General features: G+C 71.9%; 18 protein-coding genes. 7 read left to right on the top strand and 11 right to left on the bottom strand.

Annotation, left to right across the window (positions count from 1 at the left end; all coding sequences use genetic code 11):
* Positions 1–84: 84 nt before the first annotated feature.
* Together M3M55_RS17190 and M3M55_RS17185 are read left to right on the top strand one after the other, a co-directional pair.
* Positions 85–1,236 carry a flavin reductase family protein gene (locus M3M55_RS17190; protein ID WP_249010732.1) on the top strand — a complete coding sequence of 384 codons (1,152 nt, stop codon included), beginning with the start codon at positions 85–87 and terminating at the stop codon, positions 1,234–1,236.
* A gap of 47 nt (positions 1,237–1,283) precedes the next feature.
* Positions 1,284–2,447, top strand: a complete 1,164-nt coding sequence (locus M3M55_RS17185) for an acyl-CoA desaturase (RefSeq protein ID WP_249010731.1) — start codon at positions 1,284–1,286, stop codon at positions 2,445–2,447.
* A 77-nt stretch (positions 2,448–2,524) separates the two neighbouring features.
* Here the strand turns inward: M3M55_RS17185 and M3M55_RS17180 are convergent, their stop codons facing one another.
* Positions 2,525–3,499 carry an LLM class F420-dependent oxidoreductase gene (locus M3M55_RS17180; protein ID WP_249010730.1) on the bottom strand — a complete coding sequence of 325 codons (975 nt, stop codon included), beginning with the start codon at positions 3,497–3,499 and terminating at the stop codon, positions 2,525–2,527.
* Positions 3,500–3,591: 92 nt separating this feature from the next.
* Between M3M55_RS17180 and M3M55_RS17175 the strand changes: the two genes are divergently transcribed.
* The 3 genes from M3M55_RS17175 (at position 3,592) to M3M55_RS17165 (ending at position 6,959) form a co-directional block, all read left to right on the top strand.
* Positions 3,592–4,773, top strand: a complete 1,182-nt coding sequence (locus tag M3M55_RS17175; RefSeq protein WP_249010729.1) for an acyl-CoA dehydrogenase family protein — start codon at positions 3,592–3,594, stop codon at positions 4,771–4,773.
* Between the two features lie 69 nt (positions 4,774–4,842).
* Positions 4,843–5,646, top strand: a complete 804-nt coding sequence (locus M3M55_RS17170; protein ID WP_249010728.1) for an LLM class flavin-dependent oxidoreductase — start codon at positions 4,843–4,845, stop codon at positions 5,644–5,646.
* Positions 5,647–5,702: 56 nt separating this feature from the next.
* On the top strand, positions 5,703–6,959 hold the full coding sequence (locus M3M55_RS17165) for an acetyl-CoA carboxylase biotin carboxylase subunit family protein (RefSeq protein WP_249012432.1): 1,257 nt from the start codon (positions 5,703–5,705) through the stop codon (positions 6,957–6,959).
* A gap of 49 nt (positions 6,960–7,008) precedes the next feature.
* Here the strand turns inward: M3M55_RS17165 and M3M55_RS17160 are convergent, their stop codons facing one another.
* The 5 genes from M3M55_RS17160 to M3M55_RS17140 all read right to left on the bottom strand — a co-directional run bounded on the left by M3M55_RS17160 (position 7,009) and on the right by M3M55_RS17140 (position 11,596).
* On the bottom strand, positions 7,009–8,316 hold the full coding sequence (locus M3M55_RS17160; protein ID WP_249010727.1) for a sensor histidine kinase: 1,308 nt from the start codon (positions 8,314–8,316) through the stop codon (positions 7,009–7,011).
* A gap of 45 nt (positions 8,317–8,361) precedes the next feature.
* Positions 8,362–8,685, bottom strand: a complete 324-nt coding sequence (locus M3M55_RS17155; protein WP_249010726.1) for a hypothetical protein — start codon at positions 8,683–8,685, stop codon at positions 8,362–8,364.
* A gap of 16 nt (positions 8,686–8,701) precedes the next feature.
* The gene (locus tag M3M55_RS17150; RefSeq protein WP_249010725.1) at positions 8,702–9,559 is read right to left on the bottom strand and encodes a hypothetical protein; all 858 of its coding nucleotides are present in this window, start codon (positions 9,557–9,559) and stop codon (positions 8,702–8,704) included.
* On the bottom strand, positions 9,556–10,473 hold the full coding sequence (locus tag M3M55_RS17145; protein ID WP_249010724.1) for an ABC transporter ATP-binding protein: 918 nt from the start codon (positions 10,471–10,473) through the stop codon (positions 9,556–9,558). Before M3M55_RS17145 ends, M3M55_RS17150 begins: the two co-directional genes overlap by 4 nt.
* Positions 10,474–10,651: 178 nt before the next feature.
* Positions 10,652–11,596 carry an NAD(P)-dependent oxidoreductase gene (locus tag M3M55_RS17140; protein ID WP_249010723.1) on the bottom strand — a complete coding sequence of 315 codons (945 nt, stop codon included), beginning with the start codon at positions 11,594–11,596 and terminating at the stop codon, positions 10,652–10,654.
* A gap of 331 nt (positions 11,597–11,927) precedes the next feature.
* Here M3M55_RS17140 and M3M55_RS17135 point away from each other — a divergent pair, with 331 nt between their 5' ends.
* Positions 11,928–12,869: an undecaprenyl-diphosphate phosphatase gene (locus M3M55_RS17135; protein WP_249010722.1), complete on the top strand. Its 942-nt coding sequence runs from the start codon at positions 11,928–11,930 to the stop codon at positions 12,867–12,869.
* A 205-nt stretch (positions 12,870–13,074) separates the two neighbouring features.
* Here M3M55_RS17135 and M3M55_RS17130 read toward each other — a convergent pair whose 3' ends face one another.
* From M3M55_RS17130 to M3M55_RS17115, 3 genes are all read right to left on the bottom strand, one after another.
* A complete protein-coding gene (locus M3M55_RS17130) occupies positions 13,075–14,718 on the bottom strand; it encodes an AMP-binding protein (protein WP_249010721.1) in 1,644 nt (547 codons plus the stop codon).
* A gap of 216 nt (positions 14,719–14,934) precedes the next feature.
* The gene (locus M3M55_RS17125) at positions 14,935–15,813 is read right to left on the bottom strand and encodes an RDD family protein (protein ID WP_249010720.1); all 879 of its coding nucleotides are present in this window, start codon (positions 15,811–15,813) and stop codon (positions 14,935–14,937) included.
* 260 nt (positions 15,814–16,073) lie between these two features.
* On the bottom strand, positions 16,074–17,447 hold the full coding sequence (locus tag M3M55_RS17115) for an NAD(P)/FAD-dependent oxidoreductase (RefSeq protein WP_249010719.1): 1,374 nt from the start codon (positions 17,445–17,447) through the stop codon (positions 16,074–16,076).
* 208 nt (positions 17,448–17,655) lie between these two features.
* Here M3M55_RS17115 and M3M55_RS17110 point away from each other — a divergent pair, with 208 nt between their 5' ends.
* The gene (locus tag M3M55_RS17110) at positions 17,656–18,276 is read left to right on the top strand and encodes a ferritin-like domain-containing protein (protein ID WP_249010718.1); all 621 of its coding nucleotides are present in this window, start codon (positions 17,656–17,658) and stop codon (positions 18,274–18,276) included.
* Between the two features lie 199 nt (positions 18,277–18,475).
* On the opposite strand, the gene cobT is transcribed toward M3M55_RS17110, so the two are convergent.
* The gene (gene cobT, locus M3M55_RS17105) at positions 18,476–20,278 is read right to left on the bottom strand and encodes a nicotinate-nucleotide--dimethylbenzimidazole phosphoribosyltransferase (RefSeq protein ID WP_249010717.1); all 1,803 of its coding nucleotides are present in this window, start codon (positions 20,276–20,278) and stop codon (positions 18,476–18,478) included.
* Positions 20,275–21,036 (bottom strand): adenosylcobinamide-GDP ribazoletransferase, encoded by a 762-nt coding sequence (locus M3M55_RS17100; RefSeq protein ID WP_249010716.1) that lies wholly within the window; start codon positions 21,034–21,036, stop codon positions 20,275–20,277. Before M3M55_RS17100 ends, cobT begins: the two co-directional genes overlap by 4 nt.
* Positions 21,037–21,054 lie beyond the last annotated feature (18 nt).

Here is a 21,054-nt window from a genome sequence, read left to right as displayed (position 1 = left end):
GCTCACATGTCCTGCGATTAGGACTTGACGGTAGCGGGAAGCTGAGCGATCATGGCCTTAGTGAACATGCGTACACTAAATCTCATGCGTTCAACCCTCGTCGGCGACTCCGCCGAGGCCGCCGGGGGGCTCTCCGCTCCCCGCCGCGGCGCCGTCCGCCGTCTTCTCGCCGGCCCGATCGTCGATCTGATGGTCGGGCCCCACGGTATCGATCGCTACCTCGAGCTGATCTCACCGACCCTCACCCTGCACGAGCCGCGGGCGCAGGTGCTCGCCGTCACGCGTCAGACCGCGCGCACGGTCACCCTCACCGTCGATCCCAACCGTGCCTTCACCGGTTTTCGAGCCGGACAGTTCGTTCGGGTCGGCGTCGAGATCGACGGGCGACGCTACACCCGCACGTACTCACCGACGATCTCCGAACATGACCTCAGATCGTGGAGGCGCCCGCCCGTTTGGCCACGTCGGCCCGAGGACCACCCTCCCCTCCTCGAGTTCACCGTCACCGTCCGTGAGGGCGGCGTCGTCGGCGCCTACCTTCGCGAGCACGCGGCGCCGGGCATGCTGCTGCACCTCTCCGACGCCGCCGGGGCGTTCATCCTCCCTGAGTGTCGGCCCGATCACGTCGCGCTGATCAGCGGCGGCAGCGGGATCACCCCGACGATCGCGATGCTGCGCACCCTGATCGCCGAGGGCCACCGCGGCCAGATCGACTTCCTCCACTACGGCCGCGGCGCGGCCGACTGGCTCTACCGCCCTCAGGTCGAGGCGATCGCCGCCGCGCACCCGAACGTGGACGCGCGGTTCATCGCCACCCGTGAGGGCGGCGAGCGGTTCTGCGCCGGGACCGTCGCCGCCGACGCTCACGTGCTCGTCTGCGGTCCACCGAGCCTGATCGACGCCGTCCGGGCCGCCCACCCCGAGGCGAGCGCGGAGACCTTCACCCCCCCGACGCTCGCCCTCGGCGCGGGTGCCGGCGCCGCGACGGGCACGGTTTCCTTTCTCGCCTCTGGTCACAGCGCGCCGATCAGCCCCGGCACGCTGCTTGAGCAGGCCGAGGCGGCAGGGCTGACCCCGCAGTACGGCTGCCGCATGGGCATCTGCCACGGCTGCAGCTGCACCAAGGTGGCCGGCACCGTCCAGAACATCCTCACCGGCGAACTCTCGACCGAGGAGGACCAGGAGATCCAGATCTGCATCTCCGTCCCGGTCTCCGATGTCGCCCTCGCCCTCTAGCCGCGGCGACGACGCCGCCCGTTCCCCAACCCAGGAGGAGAATTCCGATGCCCATCACCTACGGTGACCTCACCCCCGAGCAGGTGCAGACCCTCGGTCACGAACTCGATGCGATCCGCAACCGCGTCCGGGCCGAGCTTGGACAGGCCGACCTCGACTACATCCGCACCGTCATCAAGGCCCAGCGCGGCCTCGAGGTGTCCGGCCGGGCGATGCTCGAGCTCGGCTGGTTGGCGCCGCTGTGGCTCGGTGGCACCGCCGCCCTCGCCCTCTCCAAGATCCTCGACAACATGGAGATCGGGCACAACGTGATGCACGGCCAGTACGACTGGACCAACGACCCGGCGCTCAACTCCCAGACCTTTGAGTGGGACACCGCCTGTCCGGCGGAGCAGTGGCGCCACAGCCACAACTACATGCACCACACCTTCACGAACATCCTCGACATGGACCGGGACATCGGCTACGGGATCCTGCGGATGTCCGAGGAGCAGCGCTGGAGCCCGTACTTCGTCGGCAACCTGCTGTATGCGACGCTGCTGATGCTCCTGTTCGAGTGGGGAGTGGCCGTCCACGACCTCGAGGTCGAGGAGCTCTTCTCCGGGTCCAAGTCGATCGCCGACAAGCGCGACATGCTCAAGGCGATCTGGCGCAAGGGCGGCCGCCAGGCGCTCAAGGACTACGTCATCTTCCCGGCCCTCGCCGGCCCCGGCGCCCCGCTCACCCTCGCCGGTAACGCGACGGCGAACATCATCCGCAACATCTGGGCCTTCAGCATCATCTTCTGCGGCCACTTCCCCGACGGGGTGCAGGAGTTCTCCAAGGCGGAGGCCGCGAATGAGACCAAGGGCGAGTGGTACCTGCGCCAGATGCTCGGCTCGGCCAACATCACCGGCGGCCGGCTCTTCCACATCCTCTCGGGCAACCTCTCCTTCCAGATCGAGCATCACCTCTTCCCCGACATCCCGGCCCGACGCTACGCGGCGATCTCCACCGAGGTCCGCGAGATCTGCGAGCGCTACGGGCTCCCCTACAACGCCGGTCCGCTGCACCGCCAGCTCGGTTCGGTGTTCCTCAAGCTCGCGCGGCTGTCGCTGCCGTGGATCGGCAACTCGCCGTTCAACCGCAGCTACCGGCGCCCGACCCGGCGCCCGGCCGACGTCGCCGTGACCGTCCCGGCGGCAGCGACCCGGGAGCCGGTCGCGGTCTGAACCCGACGATCGGCCCGGCGCGGCCCCCGGCTGTGGGCTCGGGGGCCGCGTGCGGCGCCGGTGGCTCCCGCCTCGACTCAGGCGGCCGTGGGTACCGGGAACAGCGGGGCGAGGGCGCGGCCGGTCAGTTCGATCGCCTCGAGGTCGTGGGCCATCCCCCCACCGGAGATCGTCAGACCCTCGATGCCGGCCTCCACGTAGCGCTGGGCCTGTTCGGCGACCGTGTCCGGATCTCCCACGAGCGCGGAGGCGGCCCGCTCCGCCGGCATCCCGGCGGCGATCGCGGTCGCCACCTTCGCCTGGGCCTGCTCGTGGGTCGGGGCGATGAACACGGTCGCCATCGCCGTCTTGGTGATCTCCGCCGGGTCCCGTCCGACCGCCTCACAGTGGCGCTCGAGCACGCCGATCAGCCGCGCGCAGTTGTCCGGATCCCCGAACAGGTTGCAGCCGTCGCCGTAGGTGGCGACCATCCGCAGGGTCTTCTTCTCGCCGCTGCCGCCGATCAGGATCGGAATGTCCCCGCGCAGGGGCCGCGGGTTGTTGTGCGGCGCCTCGATGCGGAAGTGCTCGCCCTGGAAGGAGGGCGCATCGCCGGCGAACATCGCCCGGAGGATCTGGAGGGCCTCCTCCTCCATCGCCATCCGCACCTTCAGCTCGGGAAAGTCAAAGCCGTAGGCGCGGTGCTCCTCCTCGAACCAGCCGGCCCCGATCCCGTGCCAGACCCGACCCTTGGAGATGATGTCGATCGTTGTGGTGATCTTCGCGGCGAGCGCAGGGTTGCGGTAGGTGACGCTGCCGACGAGCAGGCCCATGCTGAGCCGCTCGGTCCGGGCGGCGATCGCCGCCAGCAGTGTCGACCCCTCGAGCATGTGGTTGGCCGGCGGGCCGACCATCGCGATCTGGTGGAGGTGGTCCATCACCGAGATCGAGCTCCATCCGCTTGACTCGAGCGTGGCGGCGATCTCCACGATCGTGTCGAAGATGCGGTCGTCGCTGACGCCGGGATAGTTGAAGTTGGGAACGTGAAGGTCGAGGGAGATTGGTACGCGCATCCCTCCACGCTACCGCGCGGGCGCGGTGGGCCCGGCGGCCGAGCCCGGCTAGCGGCGGGAGGCGACGGTGACGCTGGTAGGCTCACGCCGCCGTGTCCTCCACGCTGCCCACCGGCCCGCTCGCCGCGTTCCCTGAGCTCACGGACCGCTTCTGGTCGGCAGTCGCGGTGGTCGGCCCGGTCGCCGCGGCCGCCGCTGATGAGGTCGATCGGGCCGCACGGTTCCCGGAGGAGACGCTCGCGGTCTTCCGCGAGCAGCGGCTGCTGTCGGCGCTGATCCCCGAATCGCTCGGCGGCATGGGCATCGGCGTTCCCGAGCTCGCCGGTGCCGTCCGCACGATCGCCTCCCACTGTGCGGCGAGCGCGCTGATGCTGGCGATGCACAGCATCGACGTGGCCAACCTCGTCCGCCTCGGAGCCGGCGACGAGCTGCGTGCGCTGCAGCGGGAGATCGCCGCCGACCAGCTGCTGTGCGCGAACGCCAACTCGGAGGTCGGCAGTGGGGCCGATCTCAGCGCGAGCGTCGCGACGGTCACCCCCGACGACGACGGCTGCCTGCGCCTGCGCAAGGACGCGTTGGCGATCTCCTTCGGGGAGCGGGCCGACCTCATCTTCACCTGCGCCCGGCGCGCCCCCGATGCCGAGCCGACCGATCAGGTGCAGGTGATCTGTCGCCGGCCCCGGCTCGAGCCGCTCAGCGAGTGGGACTCCCTCGGTCTGCGCGGGACCTGTAGTCGCGGCTACCGGATCGTCGCCGAGCTTCAGGCCCCCCACATCTATCCGATCCCCTTCGCCGAGGTGGCCAACTCCGGCGGGATGCAGACGACCCTGCTGCTGCTCAGCTCGGTGTGGGTCGGCATCGCCGACGCCGCGGCCGCCAAGGCACACGCCTACGTGCGGGCGGTGGCCCGGCGCCGCATCGGTCAGGTGCCCCCGTCGGCGCTGCGCCTGTCCGAGCTGAGCGTCCGCCTCGCCCAGGTCCGGGCCCTCCACGACAGCACCCGGCGGGGCTTCGCCGCGGCCGCGGCGGCGGGGACGCTCGAGAGCCCCGACCTGATTGCCGAGCTGCGCAACCTCAAGGTCGCCGCCTCTGAGGGGGCGGTGGCGGTCGCGAGTGCCGCGCTGGAGATCTGCGGGATCGCCGGCTATCGCCGTGACACTCCCTTCAGCCTCGACCGTCACCTCCGTGACGCCTACGGGGGTGTCGTGATGGTCTCCAACGACCGGGTGCTCCACGCCGGCGCGGAGACGCTTCTCGTCCGCAAGCGCCTATGACCCGGGCGGACACGTGGTGAGGGTGCGGTCCGGGCGGCGGGTGCGGTCCGGGCGGCGGGTGCGGTCCGGGTGGCGGCGCCGGTGAAGTACGGGGTCTACCTCCCGAACTTCGGCCCGTACGCGGATGCGGCGGCCGCCGCCGAGCTGGCCGCGCTCGCCGAGCAGGCCGGCTGGGACGGCGTGTTCGTCTGTGACCACATCGCCCGGCCGGAGGGAGTGCTGCCGACCGCCGACCCGTGGATCATGCTCGCCGCGATCGCCGCCGCGACCACATCGGTCCGGCTCGGGGCGCTCGTCACCCCGCTCGCCCGCCGCCGGCCCTGGAACGTCGCCCGGGAGGTGACGAGTCTCGACCATCTCAGTGCCGGGCGGATGGTCGCCGGGGTCGGGCTCGGGATCTCGCTCGGGCCGGAGTTCTCTGACTTCGGTGAGGAGTCCGACCCGCGCGTTCGCGGCGACCTCCTCGATGAGGGGCTCGAGATCATGCGCGCGGCCTGGACGGGCGATCCCGTCCACCACGACGGTTCCCATTACCGGCTGAACGGCGTCACCTTCCTGCCGACCCCCGTGCAGGCGGACGTTCCGGTGTGGGTGGCGACCGAGCGGGTCCGCGGTCGCCCGGTCCGCCGTGCCGCCGCCTGTGACGGGGTCTTCCCGGTCGGCCTCTCCCCGGACCAGGGGGCCCAGCTGCTCGCTGAGGTCGCCTCCCTCCGCGGCGGAAGCACCGACGGTTACGACCTCGTCGCCCTCGGCTACGACGACGCCGCCGCATGGGAACAGGTCGGCGGGACGTGGTGGCTGCGGCTGCTCAACTGGTACCGGCCGCTCACGCACGGGCGCCGGGCGATCGTGGCCGGCCCGCCCGCCCGATGAGCGGGACCGGTGTCGGGCCGGCGCGAGGTGCGCACCCGGACCCAACCGGCTTGCCGGTGTCCCGTCGGCTCGGCGTCGTCTACGTCCCCGGGTCGATTCCCCTCCTCACCCTGCTCGGCGCGGTCGAGGGGCGCTGGGAGATCGTCTGGATTCTCACCGACGCACTCGCGCCGGAGGTGCGGCGCCCGCTCGAGCGCTTCGGTGCCTGCGTCGATGCTGCCGATCGTCCGGTGGCCGCGGTCGCCGCAGACCTCCGCGTCCACGGGGTCGCCGGAATCACAACCTTCGCGGACGCGGGGATCGGGAGCGCCGCGGCGCTCGCGGCTGCCCTCGGCGTGGCCGGCCACTCCGAGCCGGTCGCCGTCGCCCTCACCGACAAGGTCGCCCAGCGGACGGCGCTCGCCCGAGCAGGGCTGCCGACCCCGGCGTTCCGCCGGATCGTCGCGGACACGCCGGAGCCGGCGATCCGGGCCGCCGCTGCAGAGCTGGGCTTCCCGGCGGTTGTCAAACCGGTCGTCGGCACCGGCGGCCGTGACACCCTCGCCGTCGCGGATGCGGCGGCGCTCATGGACGAGCTCACCCGTCGCTGGGCCGGGGGCGACCGCCGTCCGGTGATCGTCGAGGAGTGTCTCGGGCCCTACCCGCCCGAGCCGATCGACGGGTACGGGGACTACGTGTCGGTCGAGCTCGTCGCCGCCGGCGGCGCGGTGGACGTTGTCGCCGTCAGCGGGCGGATGCCGTTGACGGCGCCGTTTCGGGAGACCGGGTCGTTCCTGCCCAGCCAGCTCGCGGTCGGCGAACTTGCCGACGTCGAGGCCGTCGCGGTCGCCGCGGCTGCCGCGATCGGCGTGTCGGTCGGCTGCCTGCACGTCGAGATCAAGCTGACCCCGGACGGTCCCCGGGTGATCGAGGTCAACGGCCGCGTCGCCGGGGGTGGCATCCCCGAGCTCATCCTTGCCGCCGGTGGAGTCGACCTGTACGCCGCTGCCGCGGCGGCCGCGATGGGGGAGCGCGTCTCCCCCCTGCCGTTGGGCCGCGAGGCCGTCCACTATGCCTTCGTGCTTCAGCCCCCGGTCGGGGTGCCCTCGCGGCTGAGTGACGACTGGCGGCAGCACCTCGGGGCCCTTCCGGGGGTCCACCGGATCGAGGTGCGGGCCGAGGCCGTGACCGTTCTGCCCGCCCACGGCTCCTACGGTTATCTGCTGATGGTCGTCGGTGAGGTGCCCGAGCACGCCGCCCTCCATGATGTCCAGGCGCTCCTGGGCACCCTCGCCGTTCCGGCCCGATCGGGCCGCGGTGGCACGGGCGCGTAAACGGAGTGTTGGCCGGCTCAGCCGGTCGTCGACCCCTCGGAGCCTGGCGTCAGCCGGTGATGAGCAGGTGCACGCGCCAGCCGCCGTCGGCGGCCGGGCCGGCGATCAGCTCGCCGCCGTAGGCGGCCGCTCGCTCGCGCATCCCGGCCAGTCCCCGCCCGGTCGGGCGCTCGGGGGCGGGCGATCCCGCGGCGACGCCGGCGAGGACCCGACCGTCGTCGGCGACGGTCAGCTCGACCCGTCCCCCCGGGCCGGCCGTCAGGGTGAGGCTTGCCCGCGTCGGCGCGACGGCGTGCTTGAGCACGTTGGTGAGCGCCTCCTGGGCGACGCGAAACACCGTCAGGGACAGGCCCTGGGAGAGGGAGCCGGGATCACCGGTGAGGGTGAAGCTGACCGGGATGCCGGCCGCCTCGACCCGGGAGATCAGCTCATCGAGCCGGGCCAGCGAGGGCTGGGGCTCGAGTGAGCTCGCCTGCGGGTCGTCGCGGAGCACCCCGAGCAGGCGCCGCATCTCGACGAGTGCCTGGCGCCCGGTCGCCGAGATCCGCTCGACCGCCGGCCGGGCCGCCTCCGGGGAGCTGTCGAGGGTGAATCGCGCACCGTCGGCGAGGGCGATCATCACCGTCAGGTTGTGGGAGACGATGTCATGCATCTCCCGGGCGATCCGGGCGCGCTCGGCGGCGGCGGCGAGCCGGCCCTGCTGGTCGCGCTCGAACTCGAGCCGGTCCGCCCGCTCCCGCAGCGATTCGAGCAGCTCACGCCGCTGGCGGATGACGATCCCCGCACCGGCGGCGGCGACCGCGAGCGCCGACAGGCCGACCCACACCTTCAGCGGGTCGACGACGACCCAGCGCAGCGTCGCGCCGATCGCACCGGCCTCGAGGCTGCTCAGCGCGGCGACGACGATCACCGGGCGCGACCGCGCGGCGACCGTGTAAAGGCCGATCAGCAGGGCGGCGTCGGCGAGCTGGGGCACGCTGATCAGCCATTGGAGGAACCCGACGAGCAACACGAGCCCGAAGGCGACCTCGGGCCGGCGGCGGTGGAGGGCGAGGGGGAGACAGAGCGCGACCCCGGCGACGATCGCCGTCACGGTCAGCCGTTCCTGGGTGGCCAGGCCGATGAAGCTGGCCGCCAGCAGCGCCACTCCGACGAGCAGATCGACGCTGACCGGATGGGCGGCGCTGAGGCGCCGCGCCCGTCCGGCCTGGTCAAAGAGCCAGTCGAGCATCGCCGCCTCCGCGACCCCGAGTCGGTCCGAGGGGCCGTCAGTCGGTTTGGAGGCCCAGCCCGCGCCGGCCGATGGCGCCGGCCCGGTGGCCGTGGGGGTGGGGGTGTGGGTGGGGTGGGTGGGCATGGGGAACGAGCTCGTGGAGGGGTTGGACGTCGATGCGCTTGACCGTCACCCAGGCGACGGCGAGGACAACACGGCGAGGGCACAGAGAGCGACGAGCGGGTCGCCGAGGTTGAGGCCGCCGTTCCCCGACGTGGAGAAACCGTCGGCAAACGACGCCCCGAGTGGCCGCGCGATCACGCCGGTGAACAGCAGCGCCGAGGACCAGAAGCCCCAGCCGAGCGCATCGGCGGTGAGGTCCCCGGCCGCGGTGCCGAGCGCGAAGGTGCACAGCACGGCCGCCCAGCAGGAGAGCTCTCGGCGCGGGGTGGTGATCGCGTGGAAGTCGTGGCCGCGATCCGGGCCGGTTGAGACGGTGGCGGGGGTCGTCATCGTCCTCCGGTTTGGGTCAGGCGTCGCGGCGTTTCAACAGCCAGGCGGCCGTGAGGATCGCGGCGATCACGTAACCGCAGAACAGGGCGAAGCCGCCCCACGGCGAGAAGCTGTGGGGCGACAGCAGCGCACTGCCGACGCTGCCGCCGGCGACGGAGGGGAGGTACGGGTTGATCGCGTCGGCGGTCCCGGTCGGCAGCAGCAGCAGGATCGGCGGGAGCACGAACAGGATCACCACGAAGGTCGAGATCCCCCCGGCGGTCGCGCGCAGCATCGTCCCGAAGGCGGTGCAGAGCATCCCGGTCCCGGTCACATACAGCGCCGTGCCGAGCACGGCTCGGAACGCGTGCGGGGCGCCGAGACCGACGTTGACGTGGTGCTCGGTGAAGATCGCGTTGGAGACGAAGAAGGCGATCAGGGCGCCGGTGAAGATGAGCAGGAAGGCGACGACCGAGAAGACGATCAGCTTGGCCCACAGGACGGGAAGGCGGCGTGGCACCGCCAGCAGCGTCGAACGGATCTGCCCGGTGCTGTACTCGCCGGTGATGATCAGTACCCCGAGCACCCCGATCGCGAGCTGGGAGAAGTGAAAGCCCACGAGCGAATGGTCGATCGGGCTGAAGAACAGGCGCTGGCCGAGCGACAGCTGGTTCCAGCGGCCCATCTCCAGCAGCGCGAACAGTGGCCCCAGCCCCGCCTGGGTGAGGAAGGCGACCGCGAGCGACCACCGCGTCGAGCGCAGCGACCACAGCTTGGTCCACTCCGAGCGCAGCACCCGGCCGAGGGTGACGGGGCTCGCGGCGGGAATGCCGTCGGTGGCGCCGGCCGAGCCGGTCAGCCGGCCGGCGCCGGGAGCGGTCGGCAGCGCGCTCATACCGGCACGCCCGTCGGCTGGTACTCGATCGCCTCGTGGGTGCGGCTCATGAACGCCTCCTCGAGCGTCACCCGCAGCGGGGTCAGTTCGTGTAGCACGAGCCCGTCGGCGGCGGCGAGCTCGCCGATCTGTTCGGCCGCGAGGCCGGTGACCGTCAGCGCGCCGTCCGCCTCGAGGCTGACCGCGGCGCCGGCGGCGGTCAGCGCGTGGGCGAGCGCCGCCGGGTCGGCGCCGCGGACGCGGACGGGTGCGTCGGCGGAGGCACGGGCGACGAAGTCGGCGACGGTCGTGTCCTCGATCAGGCGGCCCTTGCCGATCACGATCAGATGCTCGGCGCTCTGCTGGATCTCCGACATCAGGTGGCTGGAGAGAAAGACCGTGCGGCCCTCCCGGGCGAGGTCGATCAGCAGCGTGCGGATCCAGCGGATCCCCTCGGGGTCGAGGCCGTTGGCGGGCTCATCGAGAATGACGGTGTGCGGGTCGCCGAGCAGGGCGGCGGCGATCCCGAGCCGCTGGCCCATGCCGAGGCTGAAGGAACCGACCCGTTTGCGGGCGACGTGAGTGAGGCCGACGAGGTCGAGCACCTCGTCGACGCGCCGGTCGGGAATCCCGTGGGTCTGGGCGAGGGCGAGGAGGTGGTTGCGGGCGGAGCGGCCGGTGTGGATCGCGCGAGCCTCGAGCATCGCCCCGACTTCATGCAGCGGGGCGGGGAGGTCGGCGTAGCTGCGGCCGGCAACCGTCGCGGTCCCCTCCGTCGGCCGGTCGAGGCCGAGGATGAGCCGCATCGTCGTGGACTTGCCCGCCCCGTTCGGGCCCAGGAACCCGGTGACGACGCCCGGCTGGACGGTGAAGGTCAGATCTTCCACGGCGACCTTCTCCCCGTAGCGCTTGCTGACGCCGCGGACTTCGATCATCTGCGCGGGAGCGTAGGTGGCCGACGAACGTCCCACAAGGCCCGTGAGAGCGAACTTCGCTGAGACTTAGGTCGGAGTCCGGGGCCTTATGTCGGAGTCCGGGGCCCTGAAGGACCACGCCGGAGGTCGCGCGCCGCGGGGCCGGGCAGGCCCGCGACCGGCTCAGACCCCGGCGAGCTCAGACCCCGGCGAGCTCAGCGTCGGGCTCCCCCGTCTGGGCGCGTTTCCAGTCGATATAACGCCGCACACCCTCCCCAAAAGACGTCTGCGCCGTCCACCCCAACTCCGCCTCAGCCCGCGCCCCCAACACCACCTTGGACCCCAAATCCCCCGGACGCGCCGGACCGACCACCACCTCCACATCCCCCACATACTCCCCCACCAACTCAGCGATCTGCCGAATCGTCACATCCTCATCCGACACCAAGTTATAGACCCGATTGACCGCCACATCCGCCAACCCATCCACCACCCCCTGCGCCAAATCCTCCACATACACAAACCGCCGCGACTGACTCCCATCCCCCGACAACACCAACGCCTCACCCGCCAACGCCCGATTCACAAACGACGGCACCACCGCCGCCTCCCGCGCCCGCGGCCCATACGGAATCCCAAACCGCAACACCGTGTACTCAATCCCATACAACTCCTGATAGGACCGGCAATACAACTCCCCCGCCAACTTCGTCGACGTATACAAATGCGCCGGCGCCGGCAACAACGTCTCCTCATCCACCACCGCCGCCTCCGTATCCGAATACACCCAGATCGTCGACGCAAACACCACCCGCGACACCCCCACCCGACGCATCGCCTCCAACACCGCCGCCGTCCCACGCGAATTGACGATCTCCGCCGTCTCCGGGTCAGCGTGCACGTCATTGACGTCCGCGACCGCCGCAAGATGGGCGACGACGTCGATCCGCTGCTCAGACAGGGCGGCCTCGAGCGCGGCGCGGTCGGTGATCTCGCCGATGACCGTCGGGATCGCCGGGTCGGCATCAACGTGCCAGGGCGAGGGACGGAGGTCATAGATGACCGGTTCGTGTCCTGCCGCGAGCAGCCGGTCGACGACGTGAGAGCCGATGAAGCCTGAGCCGCCGGTGACAAGTACGCGCATAGGGGAAAACCGTCCGTTCTGACAGGGGGAAACCGGTGCTGAGGGTCCGCCCGGACCCGGCCACGGCCGCGGCGACGCGCAGAGAGCGCGACCGGCCGCCACCGAGGACAGACCCAGGGTAGAGGACTGTGGGGCGGAGCGTTGCTCGCGCGCACAAGGTGGTGACGCCCGCCGGTCGCGGCGCTGTGGCTCGGGGACGGGGGTCGGGTGCGCCCCCCGTCCCCGGTCGGTATCTCGCTCATCCCCAGGTCGGGGGCGGTCCTGAGACGCCGGAGTGATCTGGTCGGCGAGCCATTGCCAGCCGTGGGGCCGGCGGTTAGCGTGGGCGACGATGCTCACGTTTGCGACCTCGCTCATCACCACCGCCCAAGCGCTCATCCTCGGTCTGCTCCAGGGGGTCAGCGAGCTGTTCCCGATCTCCAGCCTCGGCCACACGATCCTCTTCCCGACCCTGTTTCGCTGGCACAACATCGTCGTCTGGCAGTCCCAGCCCAGCTCACCGTGGCTCGCCTTCGTCGTGATGCTCCACGTCGGCTCGGCGATCGGGTTGTTGATCTACTTCTGGCGTGACTGGATCGCCCTGATCCGAGCGTTCTTCACGACCCTGCGCACCCGCCGGATCGAGACCCCGACCGAGCGTCTGATCTGGCTGATCATCGTCGCGACGATCCCGGTCGGGCTCCTCGGGCTGCTGCTGGAGAAGCCGCTGCGGACCCTGTTCGCCACCCCGATCGCCGCGGCGATCTTCCTGATGGTCAATGGCGCGGTGCTCCTATTTGCGGAACGGTTCCGCCGCCGCGCGGACGTGCGGGCGCTCGCCCGCCGGGAGGGACTCAACGCCGAGGGGGCCCGGGAGCTCGAGACGATGAGCTACCGGGAGGCGGGAGTCATCGGCGCTGCCCAGACGACGGCGCTGATCGCCGGGATGAGCCGGGACGGGGTGGTGATGACCGCCGGACTCGCACGCGGGCTCGACAATGCGGACGCCGCCCGCTTTGCCTTCCTCCTCGCGACCCCGCCGATCCTCGCCGCCGGGGTGCTGAAGGTGAGCGACCTGATCCATCCGCCGACGGTGAGCTCGCCCCACCTCATCCATCAGCTGCAGCTCGCGGCGATCCTCGCTGCCGTCGTCGCGGCGGTCGTCTCCGTGTTCACCGTCCACTTCCTCACCCGCTACTTCCAGCGCCGCAACCTCGTTCCCTTCGGGCTCTACTGCCTCGGGTTTGGTGCGTTCATGGCCGCTTTCATCGCGATCGCCGGTGCGCCCGCCTAGGCGGGGGTGACGTCCGAGCCGGGGGCGGGCCGGGGGGTCGGCTGGCGAGTGAGCCGGGGGCGGGCCGGGAGGTCGGCTGGCGAGTGAGCCGGGGGCGGGCCGGGAGCGAGTGCACAGATTCGTCGTATCGACGAATCTGTGCACTCGCCAGCGGCTGACAGGCTCGGCCCACGGGCCGACCGAGGGCCGAACCGCGGTCGCGACGCTAAGACGCCGCTGCCGACTCCGGGCTGAGGCGGAGGCTGAGGCGCTCGACCGAGACCCGGCGCATCTCGAACTTCTGCACCTTGCCGGTGACCGTCATCGGGAACTCCTCGACGAACAGCACGTAGCGCGGCACCTTCTGGTGGGCCAGGCGGCCACGGCAGAAGGCCTGCACACCATCGGCGTCGAGGACGGTGTCGGGCTGGCGGCGCACCCAGGCGCACAGCTCCTCGCCGTAGAGGGGGTCGGGCACCCCGACGACCTGCACGTCCGCGATCGCGGGGTGGGTGTAGAGGAACTCCTCGATCTCCCGCGGGTAGAGGTTCTCGCCGCCGCGGATGACCATGTCCTTGATCCGTCCGACGATCGCGCAGTAGCCCTCGTCATCCATCGTGGCGAGATCACCGGTGTGCATCCAGCCGGCGGCGTCGATCACCTCGGCGGTCTTGGCGGGCTCCTCCCAGTAGCCCGTCATCACGCTGTAGCCCCGGGTGCAGAACTCCCCAGTCTCGCCGCGGGGCAGGATCCGGCCCGTCTGCGGGTCGACGATCTTGACCTCGATGTGCGGCCCTGGCCGTCCGACGGTGGCGACGCGCCGCTCGAGCGGATCCTCGACCCGCGTCTGGGTCGACACTGGTGAGGTCTCCGTCATCCCGTAACAGATCGACACCTCGTCCATGTGCATCTCGGTGACGACCCGGCGCATCACCTCGATCGGGCAGTTGGAACCGGCCATGATCCCGGTCCGCAGGCTCGTCAGGTCATAGTCGGAGAAGCCGGGGAGGCCGAGCTCGGCGATGAACATCGTCGGGACGCCGTAGAGGGAGCTGCAGCGCTCCGTCGCGACGGCGGCGAGGGTGGCGGCGGGGTCGAAGGTGGGGGCGGGGATGACCATCGTCGCGGCGTGGCTGACCGCGGCGAGGTTGCCCATCACCATCCCGAAGCAGTGGTAGAAGGGAACCGGGATGCAGATCCGGTCCGCCGCGGAGTAGCCGACGAGTTCCCCGACCATGTAGCCGTTGTTGAGGATGTTGTGGTGGGTGAGCGTCGCCCCCTTGGGCGATCCCGTCGTCCCTGACGTGTACTGGATGTTGATCGGATCGTCGAAGGAGAGGGCGCGCGTGGCCTCGGTGAGGTCTGCGGGACTCACTCGGTCGGCGCCCGCGAGCAGCTCCGCCCAGCGGCGGTCGCCGAGCAGCACGACGTCCTCGAGGGCCGGGCACTGCTCCCGCACCGACTCGATCATTCCGGCGTAGTCGCTGCTGCGGTAGCGGGCCGCGGAGATGAGCGTGCGGATTCCCGACTGGTTGAGGACAAAGGCGAGCTCGTGAGTGCGGTAGGCCGGGTTGACGTTGACGAGGATCGCTCCGATCCGAGCGGTGGCGAACTGCACGAGGACCCATTCGGCGCAGTTCGGGGCCCAGATCCCGACCCGGTCGCCCGCGGTGATGCCGGCGGCGAGCAGGCCCCGGGCGAGGGTGTCGACCTCACGTTCGAGCGCACGGTAGGAGTAGCGTCGTCCCGTCGCGCACTCGACGAGCGCCTCCCCGTCGGGGTGGGTCTCCGCGGCGCGGGTGAGGGTGGCGCCGATCGTCTCACCCAGCAGGGGAATGTCGCAGGCGCCGTGGGCATAGGACAAAGACATCTCGCGCTCCTCTCACTCTGTGCGGGAGCCTACCTCCGGTGCGGTTCGGCGGCGCCGGTGGGGCTCAACCGGGGCGCGCGCCGTCGATCGGCTCGATGTGGGTGCGCGCCGCCGTTGGACGTGACGGTGGGGGAGAAATGCGTCGTGGGAACGCATAAGTCCCCCGTCGTCGGGCCGGTCCGGGAAATCGCGGGCCCGGGGGACGGGTTCGGCCGATCAGGCGCGGTCCCGGCGGCGGGCCGGCCGGTGGGCGCGGCTCGTGCCGGTCGTGCCCCGCCGGCCCGAATACGGGGCGCCGCCGACGTCGACGTAGACGACCTCGGTCCCGGCGAGTCGGTCATGCCAGCCGCGGCGATCGCGGTCACGGGCGATCCACAGCACCCCGAGGCCCGCGGGCGCCAAGGCGAGAAGGATGGCGAGCATCCGCCGGTTCGCGCGGGCGAGCCCCAGTTCGTGGGAACCCTCATGAATGACGCGGATGGCGAGGAACCGCATCCCCGGCGTCTGACCGACGAGCGCCCAGAAGATGACGATGATCGCAGCGCCGGCGAGTGCCGCCAGGCCGGTGAGGACCGCTGCGAGCCACACCGGGAAGCTGCCCCCGGCGGTCGCATTGAAGATCGAGGAGACGATCGCCGAGCCGAGCGTGTAGAGGACGAACAGCAGCCCGAGGTCGATGGCGGCGGCGAGGGCCCGGGTCGCGAGGCCGGCCTGGTCGCGTTCACTGTCGGGTTCGGCCCGGCGGACGATCCGTTCGAGGGCGTCGTCGAGTGCCTCGGTGAGCCGGGTCAACCGGACGCCGACGTCCCCGAGCAGGCCGGCCCCCTGGGCGGTGATCGCGGCGCGCACCTCCGGGGCGTCGGCGATCCGCTCGACGAGCATCTGCACCGGCTCGGACTCAAGTACCTCGGCCCACACCGCCGTCGCTGTCCGGGAGGCGAGGAAGGACCGCACGAGCCAGGCGAGCTCCTCCGGGTCGATGTCCTCGTGAGGGTCGCGGTCATTCAGCGCCCGCTCGAGCGCGTGCCGAAGTGCCGGGCTGCGGAACGCGCGGACGATTGCCTCCTCCACCGCCTGGTCGATCGCGGCCGACACTCCGGTCGCGTGGGCGAGGTGGTCGCCCGCACGGGCGCTCGCGCCCAGAAACCGGGCGACCGGTGGTGTCCGCGACGCGCGAGCGGGTCGAGGCGGTCGGTCTGAGGGCCCGGGGGCCGGGTGGGGCGGTCGGTCCGACGGCCCGGGGGCCGGATGGGGCGGTCGGTCCGACGGCCCGGGGTCCGGGTGGGGCGCTCGGCCCGACAGCCCGGGGTCCGGGTGGGGCGGTCGGCGCGACGGCTCGGGCATCGCCGGCCAGCCTACCGGCGCGTCAGCCAGGCGAGCGCGGAGATCGCGGCGTTGTAGCCGCACATGCCGTGCGCACCCGCCCCCGGAGGAGTCGCCGCCGAGCACAGGTACACCCCGGGGATCCCGAGGCTGTAGGGGTCGAGGGCGGGGCGGGGGCGCAGCAGCAGCTGGCGCGGATCGTTCGCGCCGGTCGCGATGTCACCCCCCACATAGTTGGCGTTCATCGCCTCCGATTGGGCGACAGTCCGCACGTGGCGGGCGACGATTCGCTCCCGAAAGCCCGGGGCGAACCGTTCGATCTGGGCCTCGATCAGCCCGGTCGCGTCTCCGGTGAAGCCGGCCGGGACGTGGGCGTAGCTGTAGATCGGCACGAGCGTTTCACGCGCCCGCGTCGGGTCGGCGAGCGACTGCTGGCAGACGAGGACGAACGGTCGCTCGGGCATTCGGCCGGCGTTGATCGCCGCCTCCGCGGCGGCGATCTCCTCGAGGCTGCCGCCGACGTGCACGGTCCCGGCCCGCCGCGAGGGGAGATGGCGCCACGGGACGCCTCCGTCGACGGCGAAGTCGACCTTGAACGCCGCCGGCCCGTACCGGAAGCGGCGCAGGGCGGCGGCGATCCGGCCAGGCATCGCCGACCCGGCGATCGTGACCGCCGCCCGGGCGGACGTGTCGAGCAGGATGAGATCGGCCTGGAGTTCGGCGAGCGAGCCGATTCGCACCCCGGTCTCGAAGGTCGCCCCGTAACCGGCCGCGGCGGCGGCCATCGCGTGCGTGATCGCCGCTGACCCGCCGCGGGCGACGGGCCAGCCGAACTGGTGGGCGGCGGCACCGAGCACGAGCCCGATGGCCGAGGAGAACGGCGCCGACAGCGGCCGGAAGGAGTGCGCGGCCACCCCGGCCCAGAGCGCCCGCAGTTCGCGGCTGGGCAGGGCGCGGGCGAGCGTCGTCGCCGGCAGCGCCGACAGCGCCCCGAGCCGGACGAGGCCGACCGGCCGCCGGGGGAGATGGAGAACCGGCTGGAGCATGTCATCCCACGGGTAGCGGGCTCCGAACAGTCGCGGCAGTGCGCCGCTGCTGCTCGCCCCGGCTCCCCCGCCCGGCCCGTCCGTCGCGTCTCCGTCGAGGGGGTGGCTGTACTGCACCTCGGGCCAGCACCATTGGATCGGCAGTCGAAAGCGGCGCATGAACTCGTTGTCGACGGCGAGCGGGTGGGCGGCCGCGCACTCGTCGTGAATGAGTCCCGGCACGGTCAGCTCGGCGCTGCGCGTGCCGCCTCCGAGGCGCGTCTCGGCCTCATACACGGTCACCGACACCCCGGCGGCGGCGAGCGTGAGCGCGGCCGCCAGGCCGTTGGGGCCGCTGCCTACGATCGCGGCGGAAGTCATCGGCGTAGTGAACCAGCCGGCCCCCCGGGTCGTCGCCCCAGGAGCGTGGTCAGCCCCGCGCCGGGCGGGCGCAGGCGCCCCAGCGCCGGACGGACGCCGGCGTATAAGTGATCCGCCGGGATTTAACCTGCGTAGAGTGGGGTGGTGAGCGGCTTGGAGATTTTTCCTGCCGATCCCAAGTCCGTCACAAAAACCTGAAGGAGCATGTATGTCCGATGAGCAGAACGGCCTGAACCGCGGCCAGTTCATCCGCAACGCCGCGAAGGGGAGCCTCGTTCTCGTCGGCTCCGGCGGCATCCTGGCGTCGATGGACGGTATCGCGTACGCCAAGACGACCTCGACCGACCTGACGATCCTGCAGACGGCGTTCATCGCTGAGACGCTGGCCGTGGAGATCTACTCCGCGATCGTCCACACGTACTTCAACAAGCTGAAGCTCGATCCGGGCAACCTCGGCTACTTCAAGGCCGCCCTCACCGACGAGAAGGAGCACCTGCACCTGCTCAAGGGCGCGCTCGGCAAGTCGGCTCCCAAGGGCTTCAAGCTCACGGTGCCGGCCAAGTACGTCAGGACCAAGAATGACCTCGCCGGCGTCGGCAAGGTCCTGGAGGAGGCGTTCGTCTCCACCTACCTCGGCGCGGTCAAGTCCTTCAACTCCCAGGAGCTGAAGTCCCTGGCGGCCGGTATCGCCACGAACGAGGCGACGCACTACTCGTTCTTCGACGCGATCCTCCCGGGCGCCACTGCGGTCCTTCCCGCCTTCGGCCCGAAGACCCTCACCGCCGGTGAGGCCGCTGCCGCCCTCAAGGCGTACGGCTTCCTCGCCTAGTCAGCCTCGACGACACGTCGGGCGCGACCAGCGCCCACCGCGTGATCCGGCGGGTCGGGCTTTGGCCCGGCCCGCCGGTCGTCGTTTCGGGCTGCCGCTCCCAGCGCTGCGGCTGTGACCGCCGTTCTCCGCGGGCATGAGGGGGTGCTGAAGGGGCCGTACGGCCCCGACCCCACCGCGTTGCCGGCGCTGGGCCGAGTCAGGTGCGACCGGCTCGGTCGACTCCCGACTCGGTGAAGGTCCCCATCTCCGCATGCAGCGCGCCGGCGAGCCCGATGAGCGGAAGGGCGAGCGCGGCGCCCGAGGCCTCACCGAGGCGGAGACGCTGGTCCAGCAGCGGCTCGAGCCCGAGCTGGCGCAGGACGATCGCGTGGGCGGGCTCGGCGGATCGGTGCCCGGCGAACAGGTAGTCGCGCAGCGTCGGGTCGGCTCGCACCGCCGCGAGGGCGGCGACGCCGACAGCGAATCCGTCGAGCAGGATCGGTGTCCCGGCCACCGCCGCGCCACGGATTGCGCCGGCGAGGGCAGCGAACTCGAGTCCCCCAAGCTCGCGCAGCACCTCCAGTGGGGCGCGAGGATCGGGCGCGTTGGCGGCGACGGCGGCGGCGACGACCGTCGCCTTATGGGCGACTCCCTGGGCATCGAGGCCGGCGCCACGGCCACAGACCGCCTCGGCCGGAAGTCCGAGCAGGCCTGCGAGGACGGCGCTCGCCGCCGTCGTGTTGGCGATCCCGATCTCCCCGAGCACGAGCACGTCGGCCTCCACACAGAGGTCGGCGGCGAGCCGTTCCCCCTCCGAGTGCGCGCGTGCGAACTCCGGTGCGGTCATCGCCGGACCGGTGCAGATGTCTGCGGTGCCCTCCCGGACCCGCAGATCACGGAGACCCGGTTGACGGGGGCCACGGAGCCCGATGTCAGCGACGACGAGCCGGGCGCCGAGCGTGCGGGCAAGCACGCCGATCGCCGACTCGCCGCGGGCGGCGGCGGCGGCGACCTGCCCGCTCACCCGGCTCGGATACAGGCTCGTGCCGTGGGCGGCGACCCCGTGGTCGGCGGCGAGTACGAGGATCGCCGCCCGCGGGGCGGCGGGTGGCGGCCCGCCGGTGACGGCGGCCCAGCGTTCGAGCAGGGACTCGAGCGCGCCAAGGCTGCCGGGCGGCTTGATCAGCTCATCCGAGCGGTCACGGATCGCCAGCGTGGCCCGGTGCTCGCCGGGGCGCACCGGACCGGAGAGGTCGGCCGCGGAGACGCCGCAGTCGCGGGGGGCGGCGCCCTCAGCGGGGGGCGCCGGGGCCGGCCACCGCTCGGAGAAGATGTGGTCGGCCAGTGGTGAGCGCCGGCCCCATCCAGCCGCCTCCAGCCCCGGTCGCGTCGGCCGCTCGTCCGGGTAGCCGAGGCAGAGCCAAGCGACTGGGATGACGTGGGCGGGCATCCCCAGCAGGGTGCGGACATCGCCCTCGTCATAGAAGGAGACCCAGCCGACCCCGACCCCCTCCGCCCGGGCGGCGAGCCACAGGTTTTCGATCGCCAGACAGGTCGAGTACAGGTCGGTGTCGGGGATCGTGTGGCGGCCGAGGATCTCCTCCCCCGGCCGGCGGTCACAGCAGACACACAGGTTGAGCGGCGCCTCCCGGATCCCCTCGAGCTTGAGATCGAGGTAGGCGCCGGCCCGCTCGTCGAGGAACGGTGCCTGGGTGAGCCGCTCGCGCTGGGCGATCGCCTGCATCGCCGCGAGTGTCCCCGGGTCCGTGACGGTGATGAACCGCCACGGCTGCATCAGCCCGACCGACGGGGCGGCGTGGGCGGCGGCGAGGATCCGCTCGAGCGCCGCCGGGTCGAGTGGATCGGGCCGAAACCGGCGGATGTCCCGGCGCGCCTCGATCGCGTGGTAGAGGCCGCGGCGCTCCGGCTCCTCAAACCGCCAGCCCGTCGGGTCCGCGGCACGCTCCCGCGCCCGGGATTGATCGAAGTCCGGCGGCAGCGCCGGTCGGTCGAGGCTCACCGCGATTCCTCCGGCCCGCCGCTCCAGGAGCGGATCACCGCCGGTCCCGTCCGTGTGGAGGCGAGGACGAGCAGGAGCGTGCTGCCAAGCTCGATGCTCGCGCCGAGCACGTCCCCCGTGACCCCACCGATCCGGTCTCTCCAGAAGCCCGCGGAGGCGGCGGTGAACAGCGCGGCGGCGCCGATCGCCGCCGGATCGCCGCTCAGGCCGGCCGCAAGCCCCGCGCCAAGCACGGCCCGAGCCGGGGTCGTCGTCTCCAGCGCCGCACCGGTGCCCTCCGCCCGCACGTACGGGAGGGTGACGGCGAGCACCACGGGAACCGCACGGGCGAGGGCACCGGCACTGCGGGCTGCTCGCACCGGGTCGGCGCAGCGCTGCAGCGCCGCGCCTCGCAGCGTCAGATCGAGGATGAGCGCGACCGCGCCGAAGCTGCCCAGCCGGGAGTCACGCATGATCTCCAGCGCGTGGGCCCGGTCGCGTCCCCCGAGCCCGTCAGCGCTGTCAGCGAGCGCGTCCAGGTGCAGCGCGCCGGTGAGCAGCGCCTCGACGGTGAGCGCGACCGGCGGCCCCCAGGCACGGGCGAGCCGGCCACACAGCGACCCGATCCCCGCGCCGACGAGGGGAAAGTAGACGCTTGCCCGCCGCAGATCGGCGGCGTCGAAGACGCCGGGAACCGGGATGCGGGTGAGGAAGCTGACCGCCGCCCCGAGGGCGCGCAGCTCCTGGCGTGGGCGGCTGATCGGTCGCGCGAGGGGCACTCCGGCGACACTGTGCCA

Origin of the sequence: Conexibacter sp. DBS9H8 (assembly GCF_023330685.1) — a bacterium.
Classification (GTDB): Bacteria; Actinomycetota; Thermoleophilia; order Solirubrobacterales; family Solirubrobacteraceae; genus Palsa-465.
Note: the sequence above shows the minus strand (reverse complement) of the source record. Positions and strands in the feature narration are given on the sequence as shown.